The 19,163-nt window shown below is 72.2% G+C and carries 18 protein-coding genes and 1 pseudogene; 7 read left to right on the top strand and 12 right to left on the bottom strand.

Features of this window, described 5'->3' with window-relative positions; genetic code table 11:
- Window positions 1-91 precede the first annotated feature (91 nt).
- From ABZZ17_RS38420 to ABZZ17_RS38465, 10 genes are all read right to left on the bottom strand, one after another.
- A complete protein-coding gene (locus tag ABZZ17_RS38420) occupies window positions 92-889 on the bottom strand; it encodes an ATP-binding cassette domain-containing protein (RefSeq protein WP_356883766.1) in 798 nt (265 codons plus the stop codon).
- Window positions 882-1,898 (bottom strand): ABC transporter ATP-binding protein, encoded by a 1,017-nt coding sequence (locus ABZZ17_RS38425; RefSeq protein WP_356883768.1) that lies wholly within the window; start codon window positions 1,896-1,898, stop codon window positions 882-884. The genes ABZZ17_RS38420 and ABZZ17_RS38425 overlap by 8 nt, the downstream gene beginning before the upstream one ends.
- Window positions 1,895-2,752, bottom strand: coding sequence for an ABC transporter permease (locus ABZZ17_RS38430; RefSeq protein ID WP_356883770.1), 858 nt, complete (start codon window positions 2,750-2,752; stop codon window positions 1,895-1,897). Before ABZZ17_RS38430 ends, ABZZ17_RS38425 begins: the two co-directional genes overlap by 4 nt.
- Window positions 2,749-3,708, bottom strand: coding sequence for an ABC transporter permease (locus ABZZ17_RS38435; protein ID WP_356883772.1), 960 nt, complete (start codon window positions 3,706-3,708; stop codon window positions 2,749-2,751). Before ABZZ17_RS38435 ends, ABZZ17_RS38430 begins: the two co-directional genes overlap by 4 nt.
- Window positions 3,705-5,372, bottom strand: a complete 1,668-nt coding sequence (locus ABZZ17_RS38440; RefSeq protein ID WP_356883774.1) for an ABC transporter substrate-binding protein — start codon at window positions 5,370-5,372, stop codon at window positions 3,705-3,707. The genes ABZZ17_RS38435 and ABZZ17_RS38440 overlap by 4 nt, the downstream gene beginning before the upstream one ends.
- A gap of 86 nt (window positions 5,373-5,458) precedes the next feature.
- Window positions 5,459-6,484, bottom strand: coding sequence for an agmatine deiminase family protein (locus tag ABZZ17_RS38445; protein WP_356883776.1), 1,026 nt, complete (start codon window positions 6,482-6,484; stop codon window positions 5,459-5,461).
- 113 nt (window positions 6,485-6,597) lie between these two features.
- Window positions 6,598-8,346 carry an urease subunit alpha gene (locus ABZZ17_RS38450; protein ID WP_356883778.1) on the bottom strand — a complete coding sequence of 583 codons (1,749 nt, stop codon included), beginning with the start codon at window positions 8,344-8,346 and terminating at the stop codon, window positions 6,598-6,600.
- Window positions 8,343-9,047 carry an urease subunit gamma gene (gene ureA / locus ABZZ17_RS38455; RefSeq protein WP_356883780.1) on the bottom strand — a complete coding sequence of 235 codons (705 nt, stop codon included), beginning with the start codon at window positions 9,045-9,047 and terminating at the stop codon, window positions 8,343-8,345. The genes ABZZ17_RS38450 and ureA overlap by 4 nt, the downstream gene beginning before the upstream one ends.
- A gap of 362 nt (window positions 9,048-9,409) precedes the next feature.
- On the bottom strand, window positions 9,410-9,991 hold the full coding sequence (locus tag ABZZ17_RS38460; RefSeq protein WP_356883782.1) for a TetR/AcrR family transcriptional regulator: 582 nt from the start codon (window positions 9,989-9,991) through the stop codon (window positions 9,410-9,412).
- Window positions 9,992-10,138: 147 nt separating this feature from the next.
- Window positions 10,139-11,746 (bottom strand): serine/threonine-protein kinase, encoded by a 1,608-nt coding sequence (locus ABZZ17_RS38465; RefSeq protein ID WP_356883784.1) that lies wholly within the window; start codon window positions 11,744-11,746, stop codon window positions 10,139-10,141.
- Window positions 11,747-11,858: 112 nt separating this feature from the next.
- Here ABZZ17_RS38465 and ABZZ17_RS38470 point away from each other — a divergent pair, with 112 nt between their 5' ends.
- On the top strand, window positions 11,859-12,458 hold the full coding sequence (locus tag ABZZ17_RS38470; protein WP_356883786.1) for a TetR/AcrR family transcriptional regulator: 600 nt from the start codon (window positions 11,859-11,861) through the stop codon (window positions 12,456-12,458).
- A 182-nt stretch (window positions 12,459-12,640) separates the two neighbouring features.
- On the top strand, window positions 12,641-13,804 hold the full coding sequence (locus ABZZ17_RS38475) for an agmatine deiminase family protein (protein WP_356883788.1): 1,164 nt from the start codon (window positions 12,641-12,643) through the stop codon (window positions 13,802-13,804).
- 37 nt (window positions 13,805-13,841) lie between these two features.
- Here the strand turns inward: ABZZ17_RS38475 and ABZZ17_RS38480 are convergent, their stop codons facing one another.
- Window positions 13,842-14,519 (bottom strand): class I SAM-dependent methyltransferase, encoded by a 678-nt coding sequence (locus tag ABZZ17_RS38480; protein ID WP_356883790.1) that lies wholly within the window; start codon window positions 14,517-14,519, stop codon window positions 13,842-13,844.
- A 184-nt stretch (window positions 14,520-14,703) separates the two neighbouring features.
- Between ABZZ17_RS38480 and ABZZ17_RS38485 the strand changes: the two genes are divergently transcribed.
- Window positions 14,704-15,036, top strand: coding sequence for an STAS domain-containing protein (locus tag ABZZ17_RS38485; RefSeq protein ID WP_356883792.1), 333 nt, complete (start codon window positions 14,704-14,706; stop codon window positions 15,034-15,036).
- Between the two features lie 94 nt (window positions 15,037-15,130).
- Here the strand turns inward: ABZZ17_RS38485 and ABZZ17_RS38490 are convergent, their stop codons facing one another.
- Window positions 15,131-15,682, bottom strand: a complete 552-nt coding sequence (locus tag ABZZ17_RS38490) for a winged helix-turn-helix domain-containing protein (protein ID WP_356883793.1) — start codon at window positions 15,680-15,682, stop codon at window positions 15,131-15,133.
- A gap of 931 nt (window positions 15,683-16,613) precedes the next feature.
- Here ABZZ17_RS38490 and ABZZ17_RS38495 point away from each other — a divergent pair.
- The 4 genes and pseudogenes from ABZZ17_RS38495 to ABZZ17_RS38510 form a co-directional block, all read left to right on the top strand.
- Window positions 16,614-17,816 carry an acyl-CoA dehydrogenase gene (locus tag ABZZ17_RS38495; protein WP_356883795.1) on the top strand — a complete coding sequence of 401 codons (1,203 nt, stop codon included), beginning with the start codon at window positions 16,614-16,616 and terminating at the stop codon, window positions 17,814-17,816.
- Window positions 17,817-17,933: 117 nt separating this feature from the next.
- The gene (locus tag ABZZ17_RS38500) at window positions 17,934-18,392 is read left to right on the top strand and encodes an Rrf2 family transcriptional regulator (protein WP_356883797.1); all 459 of its coding nucleotides are present in this window, start codon (window positions 17,934-17,936) and stop codon (window positions 18,390-18,392) included.
- A 204-nt stretch (window positions 18,393-18,596) separates the two neighbouring features.
- A complete protein-coding gene (locus ABZZ17_RS38505; RefSeq protein WP_356883799.1) occupies window positions 18,597-18,668 on the top strand; it encodes a putative leader peptide in 72 nt (23 codons plus the stop codon).
- A 327-nt stretch (window positions 18,669-18,995) separates the two neighbouring features.
- Window positions 18,996-19,163 (top strand): annotated as a pseudogene (locus ABZZ17_RS38510) (sulfate ABC transporter substrate-binding protein); the annotation flags it as partial.

Below are 19,163 nucleotides of genomic sequence, written 5' to 3' on the forward strand. Positions count from 1 at the left end.
AGTACGCGGGCTTCCGCCCGGCGCACCGAGAGCACGCACCAGACGCCGCAGGGCCGCCCTCCGGGCGACGACGGGAGTTTGACGACAGGCCCTAGAGCGCGCGCCGGGCCGCCGCGATCGCCTGCGGATCCCAGCCCGGGCGGGGTACGGACTCCAGCAGCAGCCGGGTGTACGGGTGCCGGGGCGCGGCGAGCACCTCCTGCGTGCCGCCCTGTTCGACCACGGACCCGTGCCGCATGACGACGATCTCGTCGGTGACGCACCGGACGACCCCGAGGTCGTGGGTGATGAACAGGAACGCGATCCCGGTCTGCTCCCTGATGTCGGCCAGCAGGTTGAGGATCTGTGCCTGCACGGAGACGTCGAGCGCGGCGACGGCCTCGTCGAGGATGAGGACGGCCGGTTCGACGGCGAGGGCCCGGGCGATCGCCACGCGCTGGCGCTGGCCGCCGGACAGCCGGCGCGGCAGGGCGTCGGCGGCCCGGGTGCCCAGACCGACCTGGTCGAGCAGTTCCCGTATCCGCTTGGTATGGTCGCGGCCGGGGAAGTGCAGGCTCAGGGTTTCGCGCAGGGCCGCTTCGACGCTGGTGCGCGGGTCGAGGGAGAGGTACGGGTCCTGGAAGACCATCTGGACCTCCCGGGCGCGGGCCAGCCGTGACGTCCGGCCGCGGGTGCGCCCGCTCCGGGTCCGGCCGCGGATCAGGACCTCTCCCCCGTCGGCGCGTTCCAGACCGACGACGATGCGGGCGGTGGTCGTCTTGCCGGAGCCGGACTCGCCGACGACGCCCAGTGATCCGCCCTCGGGCAGGGCGAAGGACACGTCGTCCACCGCGCGGACGGCGCCGAACGCGCGCAGCAGGCCTTTGACCTCCAGTACGTTCTCAGGCATCGACGGCGCTCCCTTCGAGCAGGTCGCTGTGGTGGCATGCGGCCCGGTGGTCCGACCGGTCCGGGGCCGGTGACGGCAGGGGGGCCCGCTGGTCGCAGATCTCCGTGGCGAGCGGGCAGCGGGCGGCGAAGGCGCAGCCCTGGAGCGGCTCCCGCAGGTCCGGGGGCTGGCCCTCGATGGCGGCGAGCCTTCCCCGGGGTCCGTCCATGCGCGGGGTGGAGGCGAGGAGGGCGGCCGTGTAGGGATGGCGCGGGTGGGCGAAGAGGGCACCGGCGGGTCCGCTCTCCGCGATCCGCCCGGCGTACATGACGTAGACGCGGTCGCTGATGGCCGCGGCCAATTCCAGGTCGTGGGTGACGAACAGCAGGCCGGTACCGAAGCGTTCGCGGAGGGCGGCCAGGAGCGCGATCACCTCGGCCTGGCTGGTGACGTCCAGCGCCGTGGTGGGCTCGTCGGCCAGCAGGAGCGCGGGGTCCCCCATGAGGGCTGCCGCGATGACGACGCGCTGGAGCATGCCGCCGGACACCTGGCCCGGGTACTTGCGCAGGAGGGACTCGTCCAGGCCCACGGCCCGGAGGAGTTCGACGGCCCTGACGGTGGCGTCCGCGCGGTTCATGGTCCGCGTGAGGGTGACGCTCTCGGTGAGGAAGTCGCCGATGCGGCGCAGCGGATTGACCGTGGCGCGCGGGTCCTGGAAGACCATGGCCACGGTGCCGGCGCGTACGCCGCGCAGCCGGTCGGCGTCCATGGCGAGTACGTCCTCCCCGGCGACCCGCACCGCGCCTTCGACGACCGCGCCGGGCGGCAGCAGGCGCAGCGCGCTGCGGGAGGTGAGGCTCTTCCCGGAGCCGGACTCGCCGACCAGGGCGACGGTCTCGCCGGCCGCGACGGTGAGGTCGATGCCGTCGAGGACGGGCCGGGCGGTGCCGGGCAGGGTGATCCTCAGCCCCTGGATGTCGAGCGTGTTCGTCGCGTTCTTCGTGTTCGTCGTGTTCGTCGTGTTGGTCATCTGTCTCTCCTGGCGACGCGGTCGGCCCAGCGCTCGCCGACCACGTTGAAGGCGACCACGGTCAGCACGATGAAGACGCAGGGCAGGATCGCGGACAGCGGGTAGCCGTGCTGGACGGCGGTCTGTCCGTCGAAGACCATGCGGCCCCAGTCGGGGGTGAGCGCGGGGACGCCGAGCCCGAGGAACGACAGTCCGGCGAGGTCCATGAGGGCGTAGCCGAAGTTGACGGTGGACTGGGCGAGGACGACGGGGGCGATGTTGGGCAGCACGTGGCGCAGGCAGATCTGCGTCGCGGAGTGGCCCTGGACCTGGTAGGCGCTCACGTACGGGCGGGCGCGTTCGGCCAGGACCAGTGAGCGGGTGAGGCGGCTGACGTAGGGCAGGTAGGCGATGGCGAGGGCGGTGACGGGGGCGATGAGGCCCTCGCCGTAGACGGAGATGATCAGGATGGCCAGCAGCATGCCGGGGAAGGCGAAGACCAGTTCCGTGCTGCGGGACAGGACGGAGTCGAGCCAGCCGCCCCGCCAGGCGGCGGCCATGCCGATGGCGATGCCCGCGACGGTGGAGAAGACGACGACGCCCAGCGGACCGAGCAGGGAGGTGCGGGCGCCCAGCAGCAGCCGGGTGAGGGTGTCACGGCCGGCGCCGTCCACGCCGAGCGGGTGTGCGGCGGAAGGCCCGGCGAGGGCGTTGCCCAGATCGACGGCGTTGGGGTCGTGCGGCGCGATCCAGGGCGCGCAGAGCGCGGCGAGGACGACCAGGCCGACGAGCAGCAGGCAGGCGGCGTGGAGCGGGGACCCGCCGGCGGCGCGGATCCGGGACAGGCCCGGCCGCCGCGTCAGAACGGCGCTCATGCGGCGGCCTTCCTGGATCCAAGGGTGACCCGGGGGTCGACCAGGGGCAGCAGCAGGTCCACGACGAGGTTCACGGCCATGAAGAGGGCGACGATGATCAGTGAGATCGCCTGGACGGTCGGGAAGTCCTTGGTGGTGGTGGACAGTTCGAGGAGCTGCCCGATACCGCCGATGCTGAAGGCGGTCTCCACCAGGATGGTGCACACCAGGAGGGTGGAGACGATCAGTCCGCCGGTGGTCAGGACGGTGCCGAGGGAGTTGCGGAAGACGTGCCGGCGGATGACCTGGCGTTCGGGGACGCCGCGGCTGCGTGCGACGGTGACGTGTTCGCTGTCGAGGGCTTCGAGCATGGCCGAGCGCGTGACCCGGGCGAGCATGCCGATCAGGTACAGCGCGAGGGCGATCGCGGGGAGGGTGAGGTGCCAGAGCATGTCGGCGAGGCCGTCGCCCGCGCCGCTGCTGGGGAACCAGCCGAGGTTGACGGCGAACAGTCCCTGGAGCAGGACGGCCGCGACGAAGGACGGGGTACCCACGGCGAAGGTCGTGGTGACGAGGATGGCGGAGTCGGTCGCTCCGCCGCGGACGGCGGCGATCCGGCCCAGCAGGAGACCGACCGCGACGACCACGACGAGGGCCATCGCGATCAGCAGCAGGCTTACGGGGAGCCGGTCCGCCAGGAGGCTGGAGACGTCGGTGCGGTAGGTGATCGACCGTCCGAAGTCGCCCTGCAGCACGTCCCCGAGCCAGCGGAAGTACCGTACGAGAAAGGGGTCGTCGAGGTGGTACTGGGCGTTGATCGAGGCGAGGGCCTCCGGGGAGGCCGACCGGCCGGCGAGCAGGAAGCTCGCCGGGCTGCCGGGTGCCAGGTACATGGCTCCGAAGACCACGAACGAGGCGACGAGGAGGGTGGCGGCCATTTCCGCCACGCGGCGTACGGCGAAGCGGACGAAGCTCACGGGGCGGCCCCCACATCGGCGGCCCACGGGTAGTACATGTACGAGATCGTGGTGGGGGCTCCGGTGATCCGCTTGTTCAGGAACATCGCGGTCGGCCACTCGGCGACGGGGATCCACAGCAGCTGCTCGGAGGCGTGCCGCTGGAGCTTCGCCTCGATCTCCAGCCGCTCCTCGACCGGGTAGACGGCGGCGGCCCGGTCGACGAGCTGGTCGTACTGGGGGTCGCTGTAGCCGGCGAAGTTCAGGTAGGCGCCGGTCTTGAAGTTGCCCAGCAGGTCGAGGGGGTCGGTGATCGAGTCGTAGTAGGTGAGCGGGAACATGTCGATGCCCTCGCGCGCCTCGGGGTCGGTGAACAGCGCCGTGAAGGCGTTGGGGGCGATGGTCTGGAGCTGGACGTCCAGGCCGATCCGGGTGCCGGCCGCCTGGACGGCGGTGGCGAGGAGGGACACGTCCTGGCCTATGGAACTGGTGGCCATGGTGAGGGTCTTGCCCCCGGCTCCGGCCTCCTTGATCAGGGCCTTGGCCCGTTCGATGTCCTGGCCGGTGGGCGGCAGCCCGTCGAACGCCGTCTTCAGGGTGCCCTCGGGAGCCGCGGCCCAGGCGGCGCGCGTGGTGAGGGAGTTGGTGACGGTGCCCGCGCCGCCGAGTCCGGCCTTGACGAAGCCGGTGCGGTCGAGCGCCAGGGACAGGGCCTGGCGGACGCGGACGTCACCGAGGGGCCCCGTCATGTCGGTGACGTTGACGTTGACGGTGCTCAGGCCCTCGCCGAAGTAGAGGGTGCCGGTGCCACCGGCGCGCAGGCGGGCGTAGCTCTCGGTGGGGATCAGGTAGCCGCCGTCGACCTCGCCGCTGAGCATGGCGTTGGTGCGGGCGGAGGGGTCCGTCAGGACGCGGAAGACCGCCTTCTTCGATTTCGCCCCGGTGCCCCAGTAGCCGTCGAAGCGGTTGAGTTCGATGGACTGGCCCTTGTTCCACGTGCCGAGCTGGAAGGGGCCGGTACAGGCGAGGCCGCCGGTGGTGCCGTAGTCCTTGCCCGCGGCCTCGACGCCGGCCTTGGACGCCACCACTCCCGCGGCGGTGGCCATGTACTGCGGGAACTGGGAGTCGGGCTTCTTCAGCTTGACGGTGACCTGGAGCGGACCGCTCGTGGTGACGGAGGCGACGTTCTGGAAGACCTGGGCCCAGGCTGCGGCGTTGTCGGGGTCCATCTGCCGGCCGAGGCTGAAGACCACGTCGTCCGCGGTCATTTCGTTGCCGTCGTGGAAGCGCACACCGGGGCGGAGGTCGTAGACCCAGGTGGTGGGGTCGGGGTTGGAGGCCTTCTGGGCGAGTCCCGGCTCGGTGGTGAGCGACGGGGTCCAGCGCATCAGGCTCTCGCACACGTTGGACAGGATGGTGTTCTGCGGGTAGTCGAAGGCCACCGTGTAGTCGAGGGTGGGCGGTTCGGCGTAGACGGCCCAGCTGAAGGAGTCGATCTCACCCTGGGCGGGGGGTGTGGAGGCAGAGAGGTGGGCGTCGGTGACGGCGCCGGAGTCGCCCTTGGGCGGGCCCGAGCAGGCCGCGAGCAGGGCGAGGGAGGTCAGGACGGCGGTGGTGAGGGCCGTGGTGCGGCGGCCGGACCCCCTGTGGAGGCGTCTGCTGGTGCGGGGTGGGGAGGTGGTCATCGTCGCGCTCGCTTTTCCGTGAGGGATGCGGGGGGAGGAGCGGGCGGACCGCCGGGGCGGTCCACTGGGAAGGGGGTCGGCCCGGGTCAGCCGGCGGTGGTCGTGGTGGTGCGGGCGGCGGGAATCTGCTGGGTGATGCAGTGCACGCCTCCGCCGCCGAACGCGATGGCCAGCGCGCGCACCCCGACGACCTTGCGGCCGGGGTGGGCCGAGGCGATCACGGCGAGGGCGTCCTCGTCCTGCTGGAGCCCGGCCACCGGGACGACGACGCCGCCGTTGGCGATGTAGTAGTTCAGGTACGAGACCTCGATCTCGCCGTCGGCGACGTCGGCGAAGGCCGTCTGCGGTACGTCGACGATCTCCAGCCGGCGGCCCCGGGCGTCGGTGGCGGCTTCGAGGACTTCCCGGTTGGCGCGCATCCGGGCGTAGTCGGGGTGGTTGGGGTTGTCGGGCAGGGAGACGACGACGGTGCCGGGTGCGGCGAAGGCACAGACGCCGTCGACGTGGCCGTCGGTCTCGGTGTCGAGCAGACCGCCGTACGGCAGCCAGATGACCTTGGTGACCCCGAGCCGGGCCTTCAGTTCGGCCTCGATCTCGTCCCGGCTCATGCCGGGGTTGCGGTTGGGGTGCAGCAGGCACTGCTCCGTCGTGATCAGCGTGCCCTCGCCGTCGACGGTGACCGCTCCGCCTTCGAGGATCATGTCGGAGGCGATCCGGTCGACCCCCAGGTGTTCCAGCAGCAGGGCGCTGACCCGGTCGTCGGCGTCGAACGGGTGGTGCTTGCCGCCCCAGGCGTTGAAGCGGAAGTCCACTCCCGCCCGGTTGCCGTCCCCGTCGAGGACGAACAGCGGGGCGGAGTCGCGGAACCAGGAGTCGTCGAGCGGCAGCTCGATCACGGTGATGTCCGCGCCGCAGTGGTTGCGGGCGTCCGCGCCGTGGCCGGGCGGGGCGACCATCGTCACGGGCTCGAAGGCCGCGATGGCGCGGGCGACGTCGGCGTACTCCTCCTTGACCGTGGCGAGCACGCTTCCCCACAGGTCCTCGCGGGTCGGCCAGGCCATCAGACAGCCCTCGTGGGCGGTCCACTCGGCAGGCATACGGTAATCGGCCATCAGATGTCTCGTTTCTTTCGTTGGCAGAGTCTTCCACTCGACTGAAAATTCAGTCAAGAGCGAGGGGGTGAGTGGACGCGGAATGCGGGACCGCTCCCTCAGAGGAAGCTCCCTCAGAGGAAGTAGAGGCGGTTCAAGGAGACCCGCTGGGCCGGTTCGGAGCGCAGGGGTTCCCCGTCGAGCGTCACGAGACCGGTGCGGGGATCCACATCGACGTCCCCCAGCCGATCGTTGCCGACGAGGCTCTTCGGGCCGATGCCACGGGTCCCCCGCACGGCGACCCGGCGACGTCGGGTACCGAGCGTGTCGTACGGTGCGCCGAAGGCGCCAGACTCGGCGGCGGCCCGGCTGACGAACGCCACCGAGAGGTCCGCGGGGGTGGCGCCGTGGGCGCCGAACAGGGGGCCGAGCACGAGCGGTTCGCAGCAGTCCGTGGCGGCGTTGGGGTCGCCGGTGACGCCGTAGGCGGGGAAGCCGGATTTGAGGACGAGCTGTGGTTTGGCGCCGAAGAACGGGGGGCGCCACAGCACGATGTCGGCGAGTTTGCCGACCTCGATGGAGCCGATCTCGTGGGACAGGCCGTGGGCGATGGCCGGGTTGATGGTCAGCTTGGCCATGTAGCGCAGGACGCGGGCATTGTCGTCGCCCTCGCCGTCACCGGCCAGCGGTCCCAGCTCGCCCTTCATCTTGGCGGCCATGGCGAAGGTGCGGCGGATGGTCTCGCCCGCCCGGCCCATGCCCTGGGCGTCGGAGGAGGTGATGCCGATGGCGCCCAGGTCGTGCAGGACGTCCTCGGCCCCCATCGTCCCGGCGCGGATCCGGTCGCGGGCCATCGCCGCGTCGCCGGGCAGGTCCGGCTTCAGGTCGTGGACCGAGACGATCATGCCGTAGTGCTCGGCGACCGCGTCCCGCCCGAAGGGCAGGGTGGGATTGGTGGAGGAGCCGATCACGTTCGGCACGCCCGCCATCTTCAGCACGTTGGGCACGTGCCCGCCGCCGCAGCCCTCGATGTGGAAGGCGTGGATGGTCCGGCCGTCCAGGACGCGCAGGGTGTCCTCGACGGACAGGCATTCGTTGAGGCCGTCGCTGTGCAGGGCCACCTGCACGTCATGCTCCTCGGCCACCCGCAGCGCGGTGTCCAGGGCCCGGGTATGGGCGCCCATGTCCTCGTGGACCTTGAAACCACAAGCTCCGCCCTCGGCCAGCGCCTCGACCAGCGGGGCCGCGTCCGAGGACGAGCCGCGGGCCAGGAAACCGATGTTCACCGGCCAGGCGTCGAAGGCGTTGAAACCGTGCTTCAGCGCCCACGGCGAGTTCACCCCCACGCCCCAGCTGGGCCCGATCTCCTGACCGATGATCGTGGTCACCCCGCTCGCGAGCGAGGCCTCCATGATGCGCGGGGACAGCAGGTGGACGTGCGTGTCCACGGCTCCGGCCGTGGCGATCAGGCCCTCGCCCGAGATCATGGTCGTGCCGGTGCCGACGACGACGTCGACGCCGTCGAGGGTGTCGGGGTTGCCGGCCCGGCCGATCGCGTGGATGCGGCCCTCGCGGATGCCGATGGACACCTTGCGGATCCCGAGGACCGCGTCGATGACCAGCACGTTGCTGATCACGACGTCGCAGGTCTCGCGGACGGCGGCGGCCTTCAGGTGCAGGCCGTCGCGGGCCGTCTTCCCGAAACCGGCCAGGAACTCGTCGCCCGGCTTCTGCGCGTCGTGCTCCACCCGGACGGTCAGCCCGGAGTCACCGAGCCGTACCCGGTCGCCCGCGCGGGGGCCGTGCACCGCCGCGTACTCGCGCGGGTCGATGTGCCGGCTGCCGGGGGCGCAGTGGTCGCTGTGTCGTGTCGGTCTGCTCATGTCGGGATTCCTTCCGGGGCGCCCACGCCGAGGTAGCCGCAGGCCGCGGCCCTGATCAGGGCCTCTTCCTTCGCTCCGGGGGCGTCCAGCGGGCCGTCGACCAGGCCCGCGAAGCCGATGGCGATCCGGTCGCCGCCGATCGGAACGAGACCGACTTCGACGGTGGCGCCGGCGTCGAAGCGGACGGACGACCCGGCGGCGACGGCCAAACGCATGCCGTACGCGGCGGCGCGGTCGTAGTCCAGGCGCGGGTTGGCCTCGAAGAAGTGGAAGTGGGAGGTCACGCTGACCGGAACCGTCGCGGCGTTGCGCACGGTGACGGTCAGGAGCGGCGCGAGCGCCTCCACGGTGTCCGCCCCGGGCAGTACGGCGCCCGGCGCGCCGTCGTCACGGGGGTGCGACCCGAACGGTTCGCTGATCGCCGCGAGCCGGGTGCCGTCCTCGAACACCGCCTCGACCATCACCTCGGTCACGATGTCCGCGACGCCGGGCAGTACGTCGTCCGGACCGAGGACGCTCCGGCCGCGTTCGAGGGCGTCGGCGAGGCGCAGGCCGTCGCGTGCCGCCTCGCACACGGTGTCGGCGATGACGGCGGTCGCTTCCGGGACGTTGAGCCGCAGGCCGCGGGCGTGGCGGGCCCGGGCCAGTTCTGCGGCGGTGAACAGCAGGAGCCGGTCGCGTTCGGTGGGTGTCAGGGGCACGGGGCCCACCGGGCTTCCACCCAGGAAACCTGGCCGGTCGAAACCTTCATGATCATTCCTTCCCTCGGAAGGCGGGTGGGGTGGGCCACCGGGGCCGCGAGTCCGTCGTCCGGTGTGCCGGGAGTGCGGAGCAATGGGAGAGGTACGGAGGCGGGCGCTTGCCCGCGGGCCGGTCCACGGCCTGCGAGGCGGGACTCTGCGGGGCCGGCGGCGGCGCTGGGCCCCACTCTGGCATTGACTGAAAATTCAGTCAATAGATGGTGTGGCGAAAGGTTCCCCTCCCGAGGGGAGGGCAGGGCCGGACGGCATTCGGGGGCAGGCACAACCTCCCTGGACCCCCAGCGGGGGGGCCGCCGGGGGCGTCAGTTCTGCCGGAGACCGGCGAGTTCGGCGTCGATGGCGCCGCGCATGAGCTCCCGCGCGTGATCGATCCTGGTGCCTCCGCTGAGCCAGCGCATGCTGAGGCCTTCCAGGAGGGCGGTGAGGCGTTCGGCGGCGGCGGCGAGCGAGGAGGCCGGGGTCATCGGTTCGACCTGGCCCAGCAGCGCGGCGACTTCCTGGACCCAGACCAGGGTGGCGCGGGCGAGATCCTCGCGCAGCACCTCGTCGAACACGGCGCTGGCACGGAGTTCGCCCCAGGCCGAGCTGTTCTCCCGGACCTCCGCGGTGTCCTGGAGCTCCAGGAGGAGCGTTTCCTCCAGCTCTTCCCGGGGCGTGAGCGGCGGGTCGTCCGGGTCGCGGTCGGTGGTGTAGCGCTCGGCGCGGTCGTTGATGAACTCGAGGGTCTGGCGCAGCACCCCCGTACGGTCCTTGAAGTGGTAGTAGATCAGGGCGGTGGAGACGCCGGCTTCGGCCGCGAGTTCTTCCACGCGCAGCCCGCGGACCCCGCGCCGGGCGATCACCCGTGCGGCCGCTTCGAGGATCTGAGTGCTGCGAGACGCCATGGTCCGCACCCTACCGGGGCCCTCCGTGACAGGTGTACGCGGCCCGTCACCAGGTGTACGCGCCGGTGCGGACCCGGTTCGGGGGGTGGTGCGGCGGATGTCCATGGGTCTCCCTGGGCGAATGGGTCTCCGGGCGGCGCTAAGGCTTCAGCTCCGGCGGTACTGGTCCACGACGATCGTGACGGAGCCGTCGGCCGCCGTTCCGGCCAGCCGCACGATCGCGATCTCGCTCCGGTCCGGACTCCGCACGCAGAACGGCCGCGCGTTCGCGAGCGCGTCGAAGGGCAGGACGGCGGCCGGGCGCGTCTCGATGCCGTGTACGCAGCCGGCCGGCCCCAGTTCCCCGCCGTCGGCCAGGAAGGCGTCGGATTCCTCGGACGGCAGGAACGCCCGGCCGTCTCGCGCCAGGTACCAGGTAGCCGTTTCCGCGGTCACCACCTTGCCCGTCTTCAGGTCGAACTCGTAGCCGGAGTCGGGAGCGGTGAGCCTGGCCTGCGCGTAGCCGGGCAGGTACCCGGAGCCCGTGGGCGGAGCTGCTGATCGGGGCGCGGGGTTTCCGCCGGTGGCCGCCCCCTCCCCGCCCGGGTCGTCCAGGTAGTAGACGGCCCCGGCGCAGCCCAGCAAGGTGGCGGCGGCCGTCAGGGCCGCCACCGGCAGGCCCCGTCGCCCGCGGCGCGGCGACCGGCGGTCGGGGCTGGGCGCCGGTGCCGGGGCGGAGGGGTTGTTCCGTGTCCCCGGCGGCCCGGACGGTTCGGGGGCGGGCCCGCCGCCCTCGCGGGCCGCGGGCGCGGTCGCGGTCGCGGTCCGGGTCGGCTGGAGGTGCCCGGGAGGGGGTGTACCGATGCCTCCCAGGCCGCCGGCCTCCTCCAGGACCGGGCGGGGCAGCCAGCCGTCGGTGAACTCCGGACGCGGACCCACCACGGGGTGCGCGTGCACGGACTCGATCAGTTCCGCGGTCGTGGGGCGGTCCTCGGGGCGTTTGGCCAGGCACCACGAGATCAGGTCGTGCAGGTCCCGGGGTACGCGGGCGAGGTCGGGGTGTTCGTGGACCACCCGGTAGAGAGCTCCGGACTCCGGCCCGTGCCCGAAGGGAGGGACCCCGCCCGCCACGTACCCGGTCAGCGCCCCGAGGGCGAAGACGTCGGTCGCCGCGCTCGACGGACGACCGAGCGCCTGCTCGGGGGCCATGAAGGCCGCGGTGCCGATGCGCAGGCCCGTACCCGTGAGGGCGGCGGCGTCCGCCGCGCGCGCGATGCCGAAGTCGATCACCCGGGGGCCGTCGTCCGTGACCAGTACGTTGGCGGGCTTGAGGTCGCGGTGGACGACGCCCGCCCGGTGTATGGCCTGCAGCGCCTCGGCGATGCCGGCGACGAGCAGCAGGACCGTGCGCACCGGCAGCGGTCCGTGCCGCCGCACGACCTCCTGCAACGACGGCCCGGGCACGTAGGCCGTGGCGAGCCACGGCGTGCGGTCGTCGACCCCGGAGTCGACCACCTGGGCCGTGAACAGTCCGTGGATCCGGCGGGCGCTGGCCACCTCCTGGGCGAACCGCTCGCGGAACTCGGGGTCCGCGGCGAACTCCCTGCGGACGGCCTTCAGCGCGATCGGGCGCCCTCCGGGGGTGTACGCCAGGTAGACCACCCCCATGCCGCCGGAGCCGAGTCGGGCGTGGAGGCGGTAGCCGCCGATCTCGTAGGGGTCTTCGGCGGACAGCGCCGTCGGCGCGGGTGGTACGCCGTGGAGGTGCTCGGACATGCGGGGGCTCTTTCAACGAGGCGGCAATCGACCTGCGCGCATCGTGCCCCTAACTAAACTTTCAGTCAATGTGTGACAATGCGAGACGCACACGACCGGGAAGGGATACATAGTGACCGACCGCAGACGAGCCATCCTCACGGGCGCCGCACGGGTCATCGCACGTCAGGGCGTCCGGGGCTTGCGCGTGGCGGACCTGGCCGCCGAGGCCGGCGTGTCCACCGCCCTGATCTACTACCACTTCAAGGACCGGCCCGGCATCCTGCGGCACGCCCTGGCGTTCGTCGGGGACCGGGCGGACCGCTACACCGCGACGGGGGAGGCCGGGCCCGGAGCCCCCGCGACCGACCCGCGGCAGCTCCTGGAACGGACCCTGCTGCTGGAGTTCCAGGACGTCCCCGAGGTCCGCGAGAACAGTACGGCGTGGGGAGAGCTGCGGGCCCACTCGGTCTTCGATCCGGAGCTGCGGGACGAACTCGCCGCGGCGGGCGCGGCCTGGGTCGCGGAGGTCGCGGACCCCCTCTCCGCACTGTGCCCGGAGGCGCCGCGCGGGGCCGTCACCGCCGCCGCGGAGCGACTGACGGCCCTGCTCGAGGGACTCAGCGTCCGCTGGCTCAGCGGCCTGCTCCCCCTGGAGCACGCCCGCGACCTGCTGCGCGAGGCGGTCCGAGTGGAAATAGGACGACTGCGTTCCGCGTCGGCCACGAGTTGACTGAATTTCCAGTCAGTGCCACAGTGGCAACACTAGGCCGCATCACTCTTCCTACAGAGCGGCCGTTCGCGGTGCGGAGCGCGCATTCTTGTCCGTAGAGCCCGGTTTGTCGGCCTACGCCACCTCCCGCGCCCGCCCTGGCCGGAAGCACGCCTTCCGGCCGGCCCACGATCGGAGTTCCCGTGTCCTTCCTGCCCCCCACCCGTCGGACCGTCCTTCGCACCCTCGCCGGAATCGGCGCCGCCATCACGGGCGCCGCGGCCTGCGGACCCTCCGCGTCCGGGGCCCAGGCACCCGCGACCGCCGGGTCCTCCCCGTCCGCCGCCCCGGGCGGCAAGCGCCGGCTCGGCGCCGAGTGGGAGAGCCACACCCGTACGTTCATGTCCTGGCCCGCGCTGGCCTCGGTCTGGGACAAGGACCTGCCCTACGTCCGCGAGGACATCGCCCGGATCGCGCGTGCCGTCGGGGAGTACGAGGCGGTCGTCATGATGGCCCGGCCCGACCAGGTGAACGCGGCGCAGCGGGCGTGCGGCTCCCAGGTCGAGGTCATTCCGCTGGCCGTCGACGACCTCTGGGCCCGTGACACCGTGCCCGTCTTCGTCGAGGAGGGCGGCAAGGTGGTCGGGGTCGACTTCAACTTCAACGGCTGGGGCAACAAGCAGGAACACAAGAACGACGGCGTCGTGGGCCGCGGCCTGCTCCAGAAGTACGGGATCCCGCGCCTCCAGGCGCCGCTGGTCGCGGAGGGCGGATCCTTCGAGCCCGACGGCGAGGGCACCCTGCTGATCACCGAGAGCTCGATCGTCAACGACAACCGCAACCGCGGCAAGAGCCGGGACACGATCGAGAAGGAACTCAAGCAGACCCTGGGCGTCGAGAAGGTGATCTGGCTGGCCGGCGTGCGCGGCGAGGACATCACCGACGCCCACGTGGACAGCCTCGTGCGCTTCACCGCGCCCGGCGTGGTCCTGCTGGACCGCGCGCACCCCGGTACCCCGGCGGACTCCTGGTCGCGCTCCGCCGACCAGGCCAAGGCCGTCCTGTCGAAGGCGACGGACGCCCGGGGCCGGCGTTTCGAGGTCATCGACCTGCCGCAGCCCGACCTGAACAGGATCACCGGCGAGGGCGACGACTTCGTGTCGACGTACGCCAATTTCTACGTCGCCAACGACGCCGTCTTCATGCCCCGCTTCGGCGACCGCACGGCCGACGACCGGGCCCGCGCGATCCTGCGCGAGCACTTCCCCAAGCGGGACGTCGTACCCGTCCCGATCGACACCATCGCCTCGGGCGGCGGCGGCATCCACTGCTCGACCCACGACCAGCCGGGCAAGCCCGCCGCCTGACCCGCACGCCGGCGAGGAGCCGGCGGCGCAGGGAGGCTCAGGCGGGCCGGTTCCCGGCGGCGGGACCGTGCCGGCGGTCTTCGGCGCGCATCAGCAGGTGGCCGCGTCGGTAGCGTTCCTCCGCGAGCGGCTCGCGCAGCATCCGTCCGACTTCGACGAAACCCGCCTCGCGGGCCAGCCCGGCGAGCTCGTCGACCGGCCACCGGTAGGCCGTCGTCACCTTGTGGTCGAACGCCGCCACCGGACCGCCCCCGGACTCGAAGAACGCCAGCAGGAGAGTCCCTCCCGGGGCCAGGGCCCGGCGGAACTCGGCGAAGTACGAGGGAATTTCCCGCGGCGGAGCGTGGATGACCGAGTACCAGGACACGATGCCGCCCAGCTCGCCGTCGGCCAGGTCCAGGGCGTGCATCGAACCGACTTCGAACCGCAGGTCCGGATGGGCCTCCCGGGCGAGGTCGATCATCACCGGCGAAAGGTCGACGCCGAAGACGTCCAGTCGCAGGTCTCGGAGATGGCCCGTCACATATCCGGGACCACAGCCCAGCTCGGCGACGGGCCCGGCATCGGCGGCTCGCGCGAGTTCGGCGAACGCGGCGAGAAACGAGCGGTCCAGCGGAAGGTCGTCGAGCGAGTCGCGGACGAGATCCGCGTAGCGGACGGCGATGGCGTCGTAGGCGTCTGTGGTCGCACGGAGGTGCGGGGAAGGTTCGGTCACAGAGGACGACTGTAGAGCTCGCACGCCCCCGCTGGCAGATTTCTATGTCGGCCAGTATAGTTTTTCATACCTGGAAGTTAGATGTAATCTCGCGTGTCGACAGCCGCCGAGGGGTGCGGCCGGTGTCGGCGCGGCTTGCTGCTCCCGGCGCCGCGGGCGGGTACGAGGCGACGAGGGAGTAGACGTGGGAGACCTGGCGTGTGTGCGGGCGCTGCCCGACCAGGACGGCACCCGCATCATCGCGTGCTCCGGAGAGTTCGACATCGACTCCCAAGACGCCCTGAGCCAGGCTCTGCACGCCGCCTGCCACGCCGGCGTCACACGCACCGTCCTCGACCTGGGGCGGGTCTCCTTCGTCGACTCGTCCGTGCTCAACACGCTCCTCATGGCCCATCATCGACAGCACCTCGTCCTCGCCGGCCCCCTGGCGCCCCACATCGCGAGGCTGTTCTCCGTGACCGGTACCGACACGGTCCTCAACATCGCCCCGGACCTCGCCAGCGCCTGCGCCGAGTGAAGGCCGCAGCCCGGGGGCCCGCGCCCGGCGACCCCGCGCGGGCCCGCCGACGTGCGGCCGGCCGTCCCCTACGACGCCCCTCGCCGAACCCGGGCTACCGGCGGTCGGGCGCGTACCTGTATCCCACTCGGCGCACCGTGGAGATGCGGTCCCGGTAGGCGGGGCCGAGCTTGCGGCGCAGCCGGGCCACGTGGACGTCGACGGTTCGGCCGTCGCCGACGTGCCCGTATCCCCAGACGCCCGAGATGAGGGCCTCGCGCGTGTGAACCGTGTGCGGGTGCGTCACGAGGTGGGCGAGGAGGGTGAACTCCAGGTACGTCAGGTCCAGTTCACGCCCGTCGACCTCGATCAGCCGCCGGTCCTGGTCGACCCGGATGGCGTCGTCCGAGGGGACGGGTTCGGGCCGGGGGGCCGGTTCCGGCTGGGCAGCGGGACGCGTTCCGGGCCCCGGGGGACGGATCTCGGGGCGCACGCCGTGCGATTCCATGAGCGCCACCGGGTCGACGTCCGCCGGCAGGAACACGAGGTATCCGACGCGGCCGCCGCCAGTCCCGTCGGCGGGGACCCCGACCGGGCCGCCGCCGACCAGCTGGAGGTGGAAACCCGGGGAACGACGGGTGGAGTGTGCGGGAAGTGCGGTGGTCACGATGAGCCCCTCGGCTGCTCGGAGTGGGTGGGGATGCCGGGTGTTCGGACGCGACGGGGCGGGGCTCTCCGTGGCGGAACGACCGCGCGAGGAAGCATGACGCGCGCCGGGGGTACGACCCCTGCGGCTCGGGAGGCCCGGAGTCAGGGGACGAGCCCGACGTACGGGAGGAGCGGCGGCCGGAAGGCCTGCGCGCGTCGATGGAACGCCCTGTCGAAGGAGCCCGACACGACCTAGTGCCGTGCCCGGGAAGGTCCACCGGGTCGCGACGCCCGGCACGGCACCTCTCCGCGTTGTCGGACCACGGAGGTACGTCCAGTACGAGCCGTGGCCCTCCGCCTTGAGATGCACCGCACCGGACGCCGCGACCCGGCAAACCTTCCCGGCCACGGCACTAGCCAGGTCGGCAGACGCAGCTGGCGACGAGACGGAAGTCAACGTGCCTGCGGCGTACGAGCAACGGCTGCGACGGGGACATGGCCACATCGTGAGCGGGCCGACGGGCGGGCGTCAATACTTCCCTATCGATTCCATGGGGAACGGATGGCGCCCGTGACCGCCGGAGACCCCAGGAAGCCCCGCGGGGGCACCGGGACGGACCTCTGGCCGGACCGCCAGGAATTGACGGCACGTCATCTTCCATGACGAGACGGCGCTGTCCACCATGCGGTCGCGCTCTTGCCGCGAAGGTCGCCGCGGGCGAGTATCCCTATCAATCCGATGGGAAAGGTGGGGTTCCGATGAGCTCGGCCCGTCCGGACACCGGTGCCGTCGGCACTCGCCGGGCTCGGTACGCGTCTCGGCCCGCCACCGCCGCCCAACAACGTTCCGGAGTAGCCGACATGACCCCTGCCATCCCGCATGGCACCGCCGTCCGCCCAGCCCCATCCCCCGCGCCGCGCGGCTGCACCCGGGCCTGTCAGTGACGCCCGTGCCGACGACACCGAGCACCGCCGCCCGCCGGACCGCCGACGAGCTTCGCCGCGGGCTGCTGCGTACCGCCCGCGATGTCGCGGACGACCTCGCCGCGGACGCGATCGCCCGCGACCAGGCGGGTGAGCCGCCCACCGACGAGGCCGCCCGGCTGCGCGAGGCCGGCTTGCTGGCGGCCCTCACGCCGCCCGGGCCGGGCCGCGGGGCGGACTGGCGTACCGCATGTGCCGTCGTACGGAGGATCGCCGCGGCGGACAGCTCCGTCGGGGACGTACTCGCCCGCCACTACGTGCACGCGTGGAGCGGACGCTTCTACGCGGGACCGCACCACGCGAGCGCCCTCGAAGAGGAGTCGGCGCGCGAGCAGTGGCTGTGGACCGGGGCCGTCCGCACGCCCGGACCGCACGAAGACACCGACGGGCCGGACCTCACGCTGAGGCCACGTGACACCGGCTACGTGCTCAACGGCCGCCGGTTCGTGGACACGGCCGTCTCCGTCGCGGACCAGATCGTGGTCGACGCCCTCTGCGCCGTCACCGGTGACGACCTGCTCCTGCGGATTCCGCTCGGCGCGCGGGGCGTGACCATCGAACCCGCCCAGGACCGCCTCGGGCAGCGCGTCGTCGGCGCGGGCGAAGTCGTCCTCGACCGGGTCACCGTCCCGCCCGGGCAGGTGCTGGGCCGCCGGCCGCACGACGAGGAGTCGATCGCGCCCTTCACCGCGCTCGCCGGACCGGCGCTCCGGCTCGCGCTCTGTCACGTCGGCCTCGGCATCGTCGAGGGCGCCCTCACCGAAGCGCGCGACCTCAGCAGGGGCGGCCGCGCGTACCGGCTGCCCGGCGCGGACCCGGACCTGTTCCTGACGTACGGGGAACTCGCCTCCGCCGCCCAGACGGCCACCGCCGTGGTCGACCGGGCTACGGAGGTCATGGCGCAGGCCCTCGACACGGGCGCGCAGCTCGACGCCGAGGAACCCGCGGGCGTCGCCGCCCTGGTCGCCACCGCCGAGACGGTGACGTCGAAGGCGGCGCTGCACGTCACCGCGCGGGTACTGGAGCTCGCGGACGCCCCCGGCCTGGACCGCTTCTGGCGCAACGCCCGCGTCCTGACGGCCCACTACCCCGCCGCGCACCGCCTGCGTTCGATCGGCGAGCACTACCTGAACGGCTCCCACCGAGCCGTGGCGGCGGCCTTCCACTGACACCGGACGCCCCCGCCGCGCCCTGATCCGCTCGGCCGCCGGGCACGGACACCCGCCCGGCGGCCGGCGGGCCACCCGCGACGGACATCGGCGCACGTCGTGCGGGATAATGTCCGCATGCGGATCTCAGCCAGGGCGGACTATGCGGTACGTGCCGCGCTACAGCTCGCCGCGTCACAGGATGACGGGCCACTGAAGGCCGAAGCCATCGCCGACGCCCAGGACATCCCGCACAAGTTCCTCGAAGGCATCCTGAACGACATGCGCAGGGGTGGCCTCGTACTCAGCCAGCGCGGCGGCAACGGCGGCTACCGGCTGGCCAAGCCCGCCGATTCCATCAGCATCGCGGACGTCATCCGCGTCGTGGACGGACCGCTCGTCTCGGTACGCGGGGTCCGCCCGCCGGACCTCTCGTACACCGGTCCCGCCCAGGCGCTCCTCCCCCTGTGGATCGCGCTGCGGGCCAACGTGCGCGAGATCCTCGACGGTGTGACGCTCGCCGACGTCGCGGCGGCCGACCTGCCCGCCGACGTGTCCGCGCTGACCCGTGCCCCTGACGCCTGGACCAATCCCTGATCCCCGCGTACTGATCCCGCGCCCCGATCCCTACGCCCTGATCTCCCCGCCCACCTGCGGGTTCTCATATCGCGAGATCACGGCGTCCATCATGTGGTCACCCCCTTGGGGCGGGTGCCTCCGCCTGCCAATATGCCTACCAGCCCGGTAGGGAAACTAGGAATTCAGGAGGTGGCCGTGCGAACACCGCACCACGCGGGCCCGATGCCGCCCCTGACCTCCCGTCGGCACATCGACCTGGTCCGTACGTCCAGCGCCATCTGTCAGCCTGCCTGACCCACCCCCAGGTCCCGGCCCCGCACGCACGGCGCCGTTGGGTGCCCGTCACCGTCGGTCGACGTCACCGCCCTCGGGTGTCCGAAGTCGGGGGTGTCCGAAGTCGGGGGTGTCCGAAGTCGCGGGTGTCCGAAGTCGCGGGTGTCCGAAGTACGGCTCGGCGATCGCCCCCGGGCCGTCCGGCACCCGTCCGCCGCTCAGCCCACGGGCTCGATCCCGCCGCCGACGGCCGGGAGCGCCCCGCGTGCCGTCACCCTTGCGCCACTCCGCTCCGCAGCCGGTTCCGTTCCACACGCCCTGAACCCCATCCCGTGAAAGGACACCTCCGTGTCTGCCGCAAGACCGCTCAACGCCCTGCGCGTCCTCGCCGTCACCGCCGCCCTTCCCCTGCTGCTCACCGCCTGCGGCTACGGCTCCGAGGCCAAGAAGGACGAGCCCAAGGACACGGCCGCCAACGTGGCCGACGGCGCCAAGAAGCTCTCCGCGTCCGAGGTC

Source organism: Streptomyces sp. NPDC006512, assembly GCF_040611935.1.
Classification (GTDB): domain Bacteria; phylum Actinomycetota; class Actinomycetes; order Streptomycetales; family Streptomycetaceae; genus Streptomyces.

Coding starts and splice junctions, on each gene's coding strand:
- ABZZ17_RS38465 (WP_356883784.1), bottom strand. CDS start 11,746: ATGTCCGAGCACCTCCACGGCGTACCACCCGCGCCGACGGCGCTGTCC.
- ABZZ17_RS38440 (WP_356883774.1), bottom strand. CDS start 5,372: ATGACCACCTCCCCACCCCGCACCAGCAGACGCCTCCACAGGGGGTCC.
- ABZZ17_RS38460 (WP_356883782.1), bottom strand. CDS start 9,991: ATGGCGTCTCGCAGCACTCAGATCCTCGAAGCGGCCGCACGGGTGATC.
- ABZZ17_RS38445 (WP_356883776.1), bottom strand. CDS start 6,484: ATGGCCGATTACCGTATGCCTGCCGAGTGGACCGCCCACGAGGGCTGT.
- ABZZ17_RS38450 (WP_356883778.1), bottom strand. CDS start 8,346: ATGAGCAGACCGACACGACACAGCGACCACTGCGCCCCCGGCAGCCGG.
- ABZZ17_RS38430 (WP_356883770.1), bottom strand. CDS start 2,752: ATGAGCGCCGTTCTGACGCGGCGGCCGGGCCTGTCCCGGATCCGCGCC.
- ABZZ17_RS38500 (WP_356883797.1), top strand. CDS start 17,934: ATGCGGATCTCAGCCAGGGCGGACTATGCGGTACGTGCCGCGCTACAG.
- ABZZ17_RS38425 (WP_356883768.1), bottom strand. CDS start 1,898: ATGACCAACACGACGAACACGACGAACACGAAGAACGCGACGAACACG.
- ABZZ17_RS38420 (WP_356883766.1), bottom strand. CDS start 889: ATGCCTGAGAACGTACTGGAGGTCAAAGGCCTGCTGCGCGCGTTCGGC.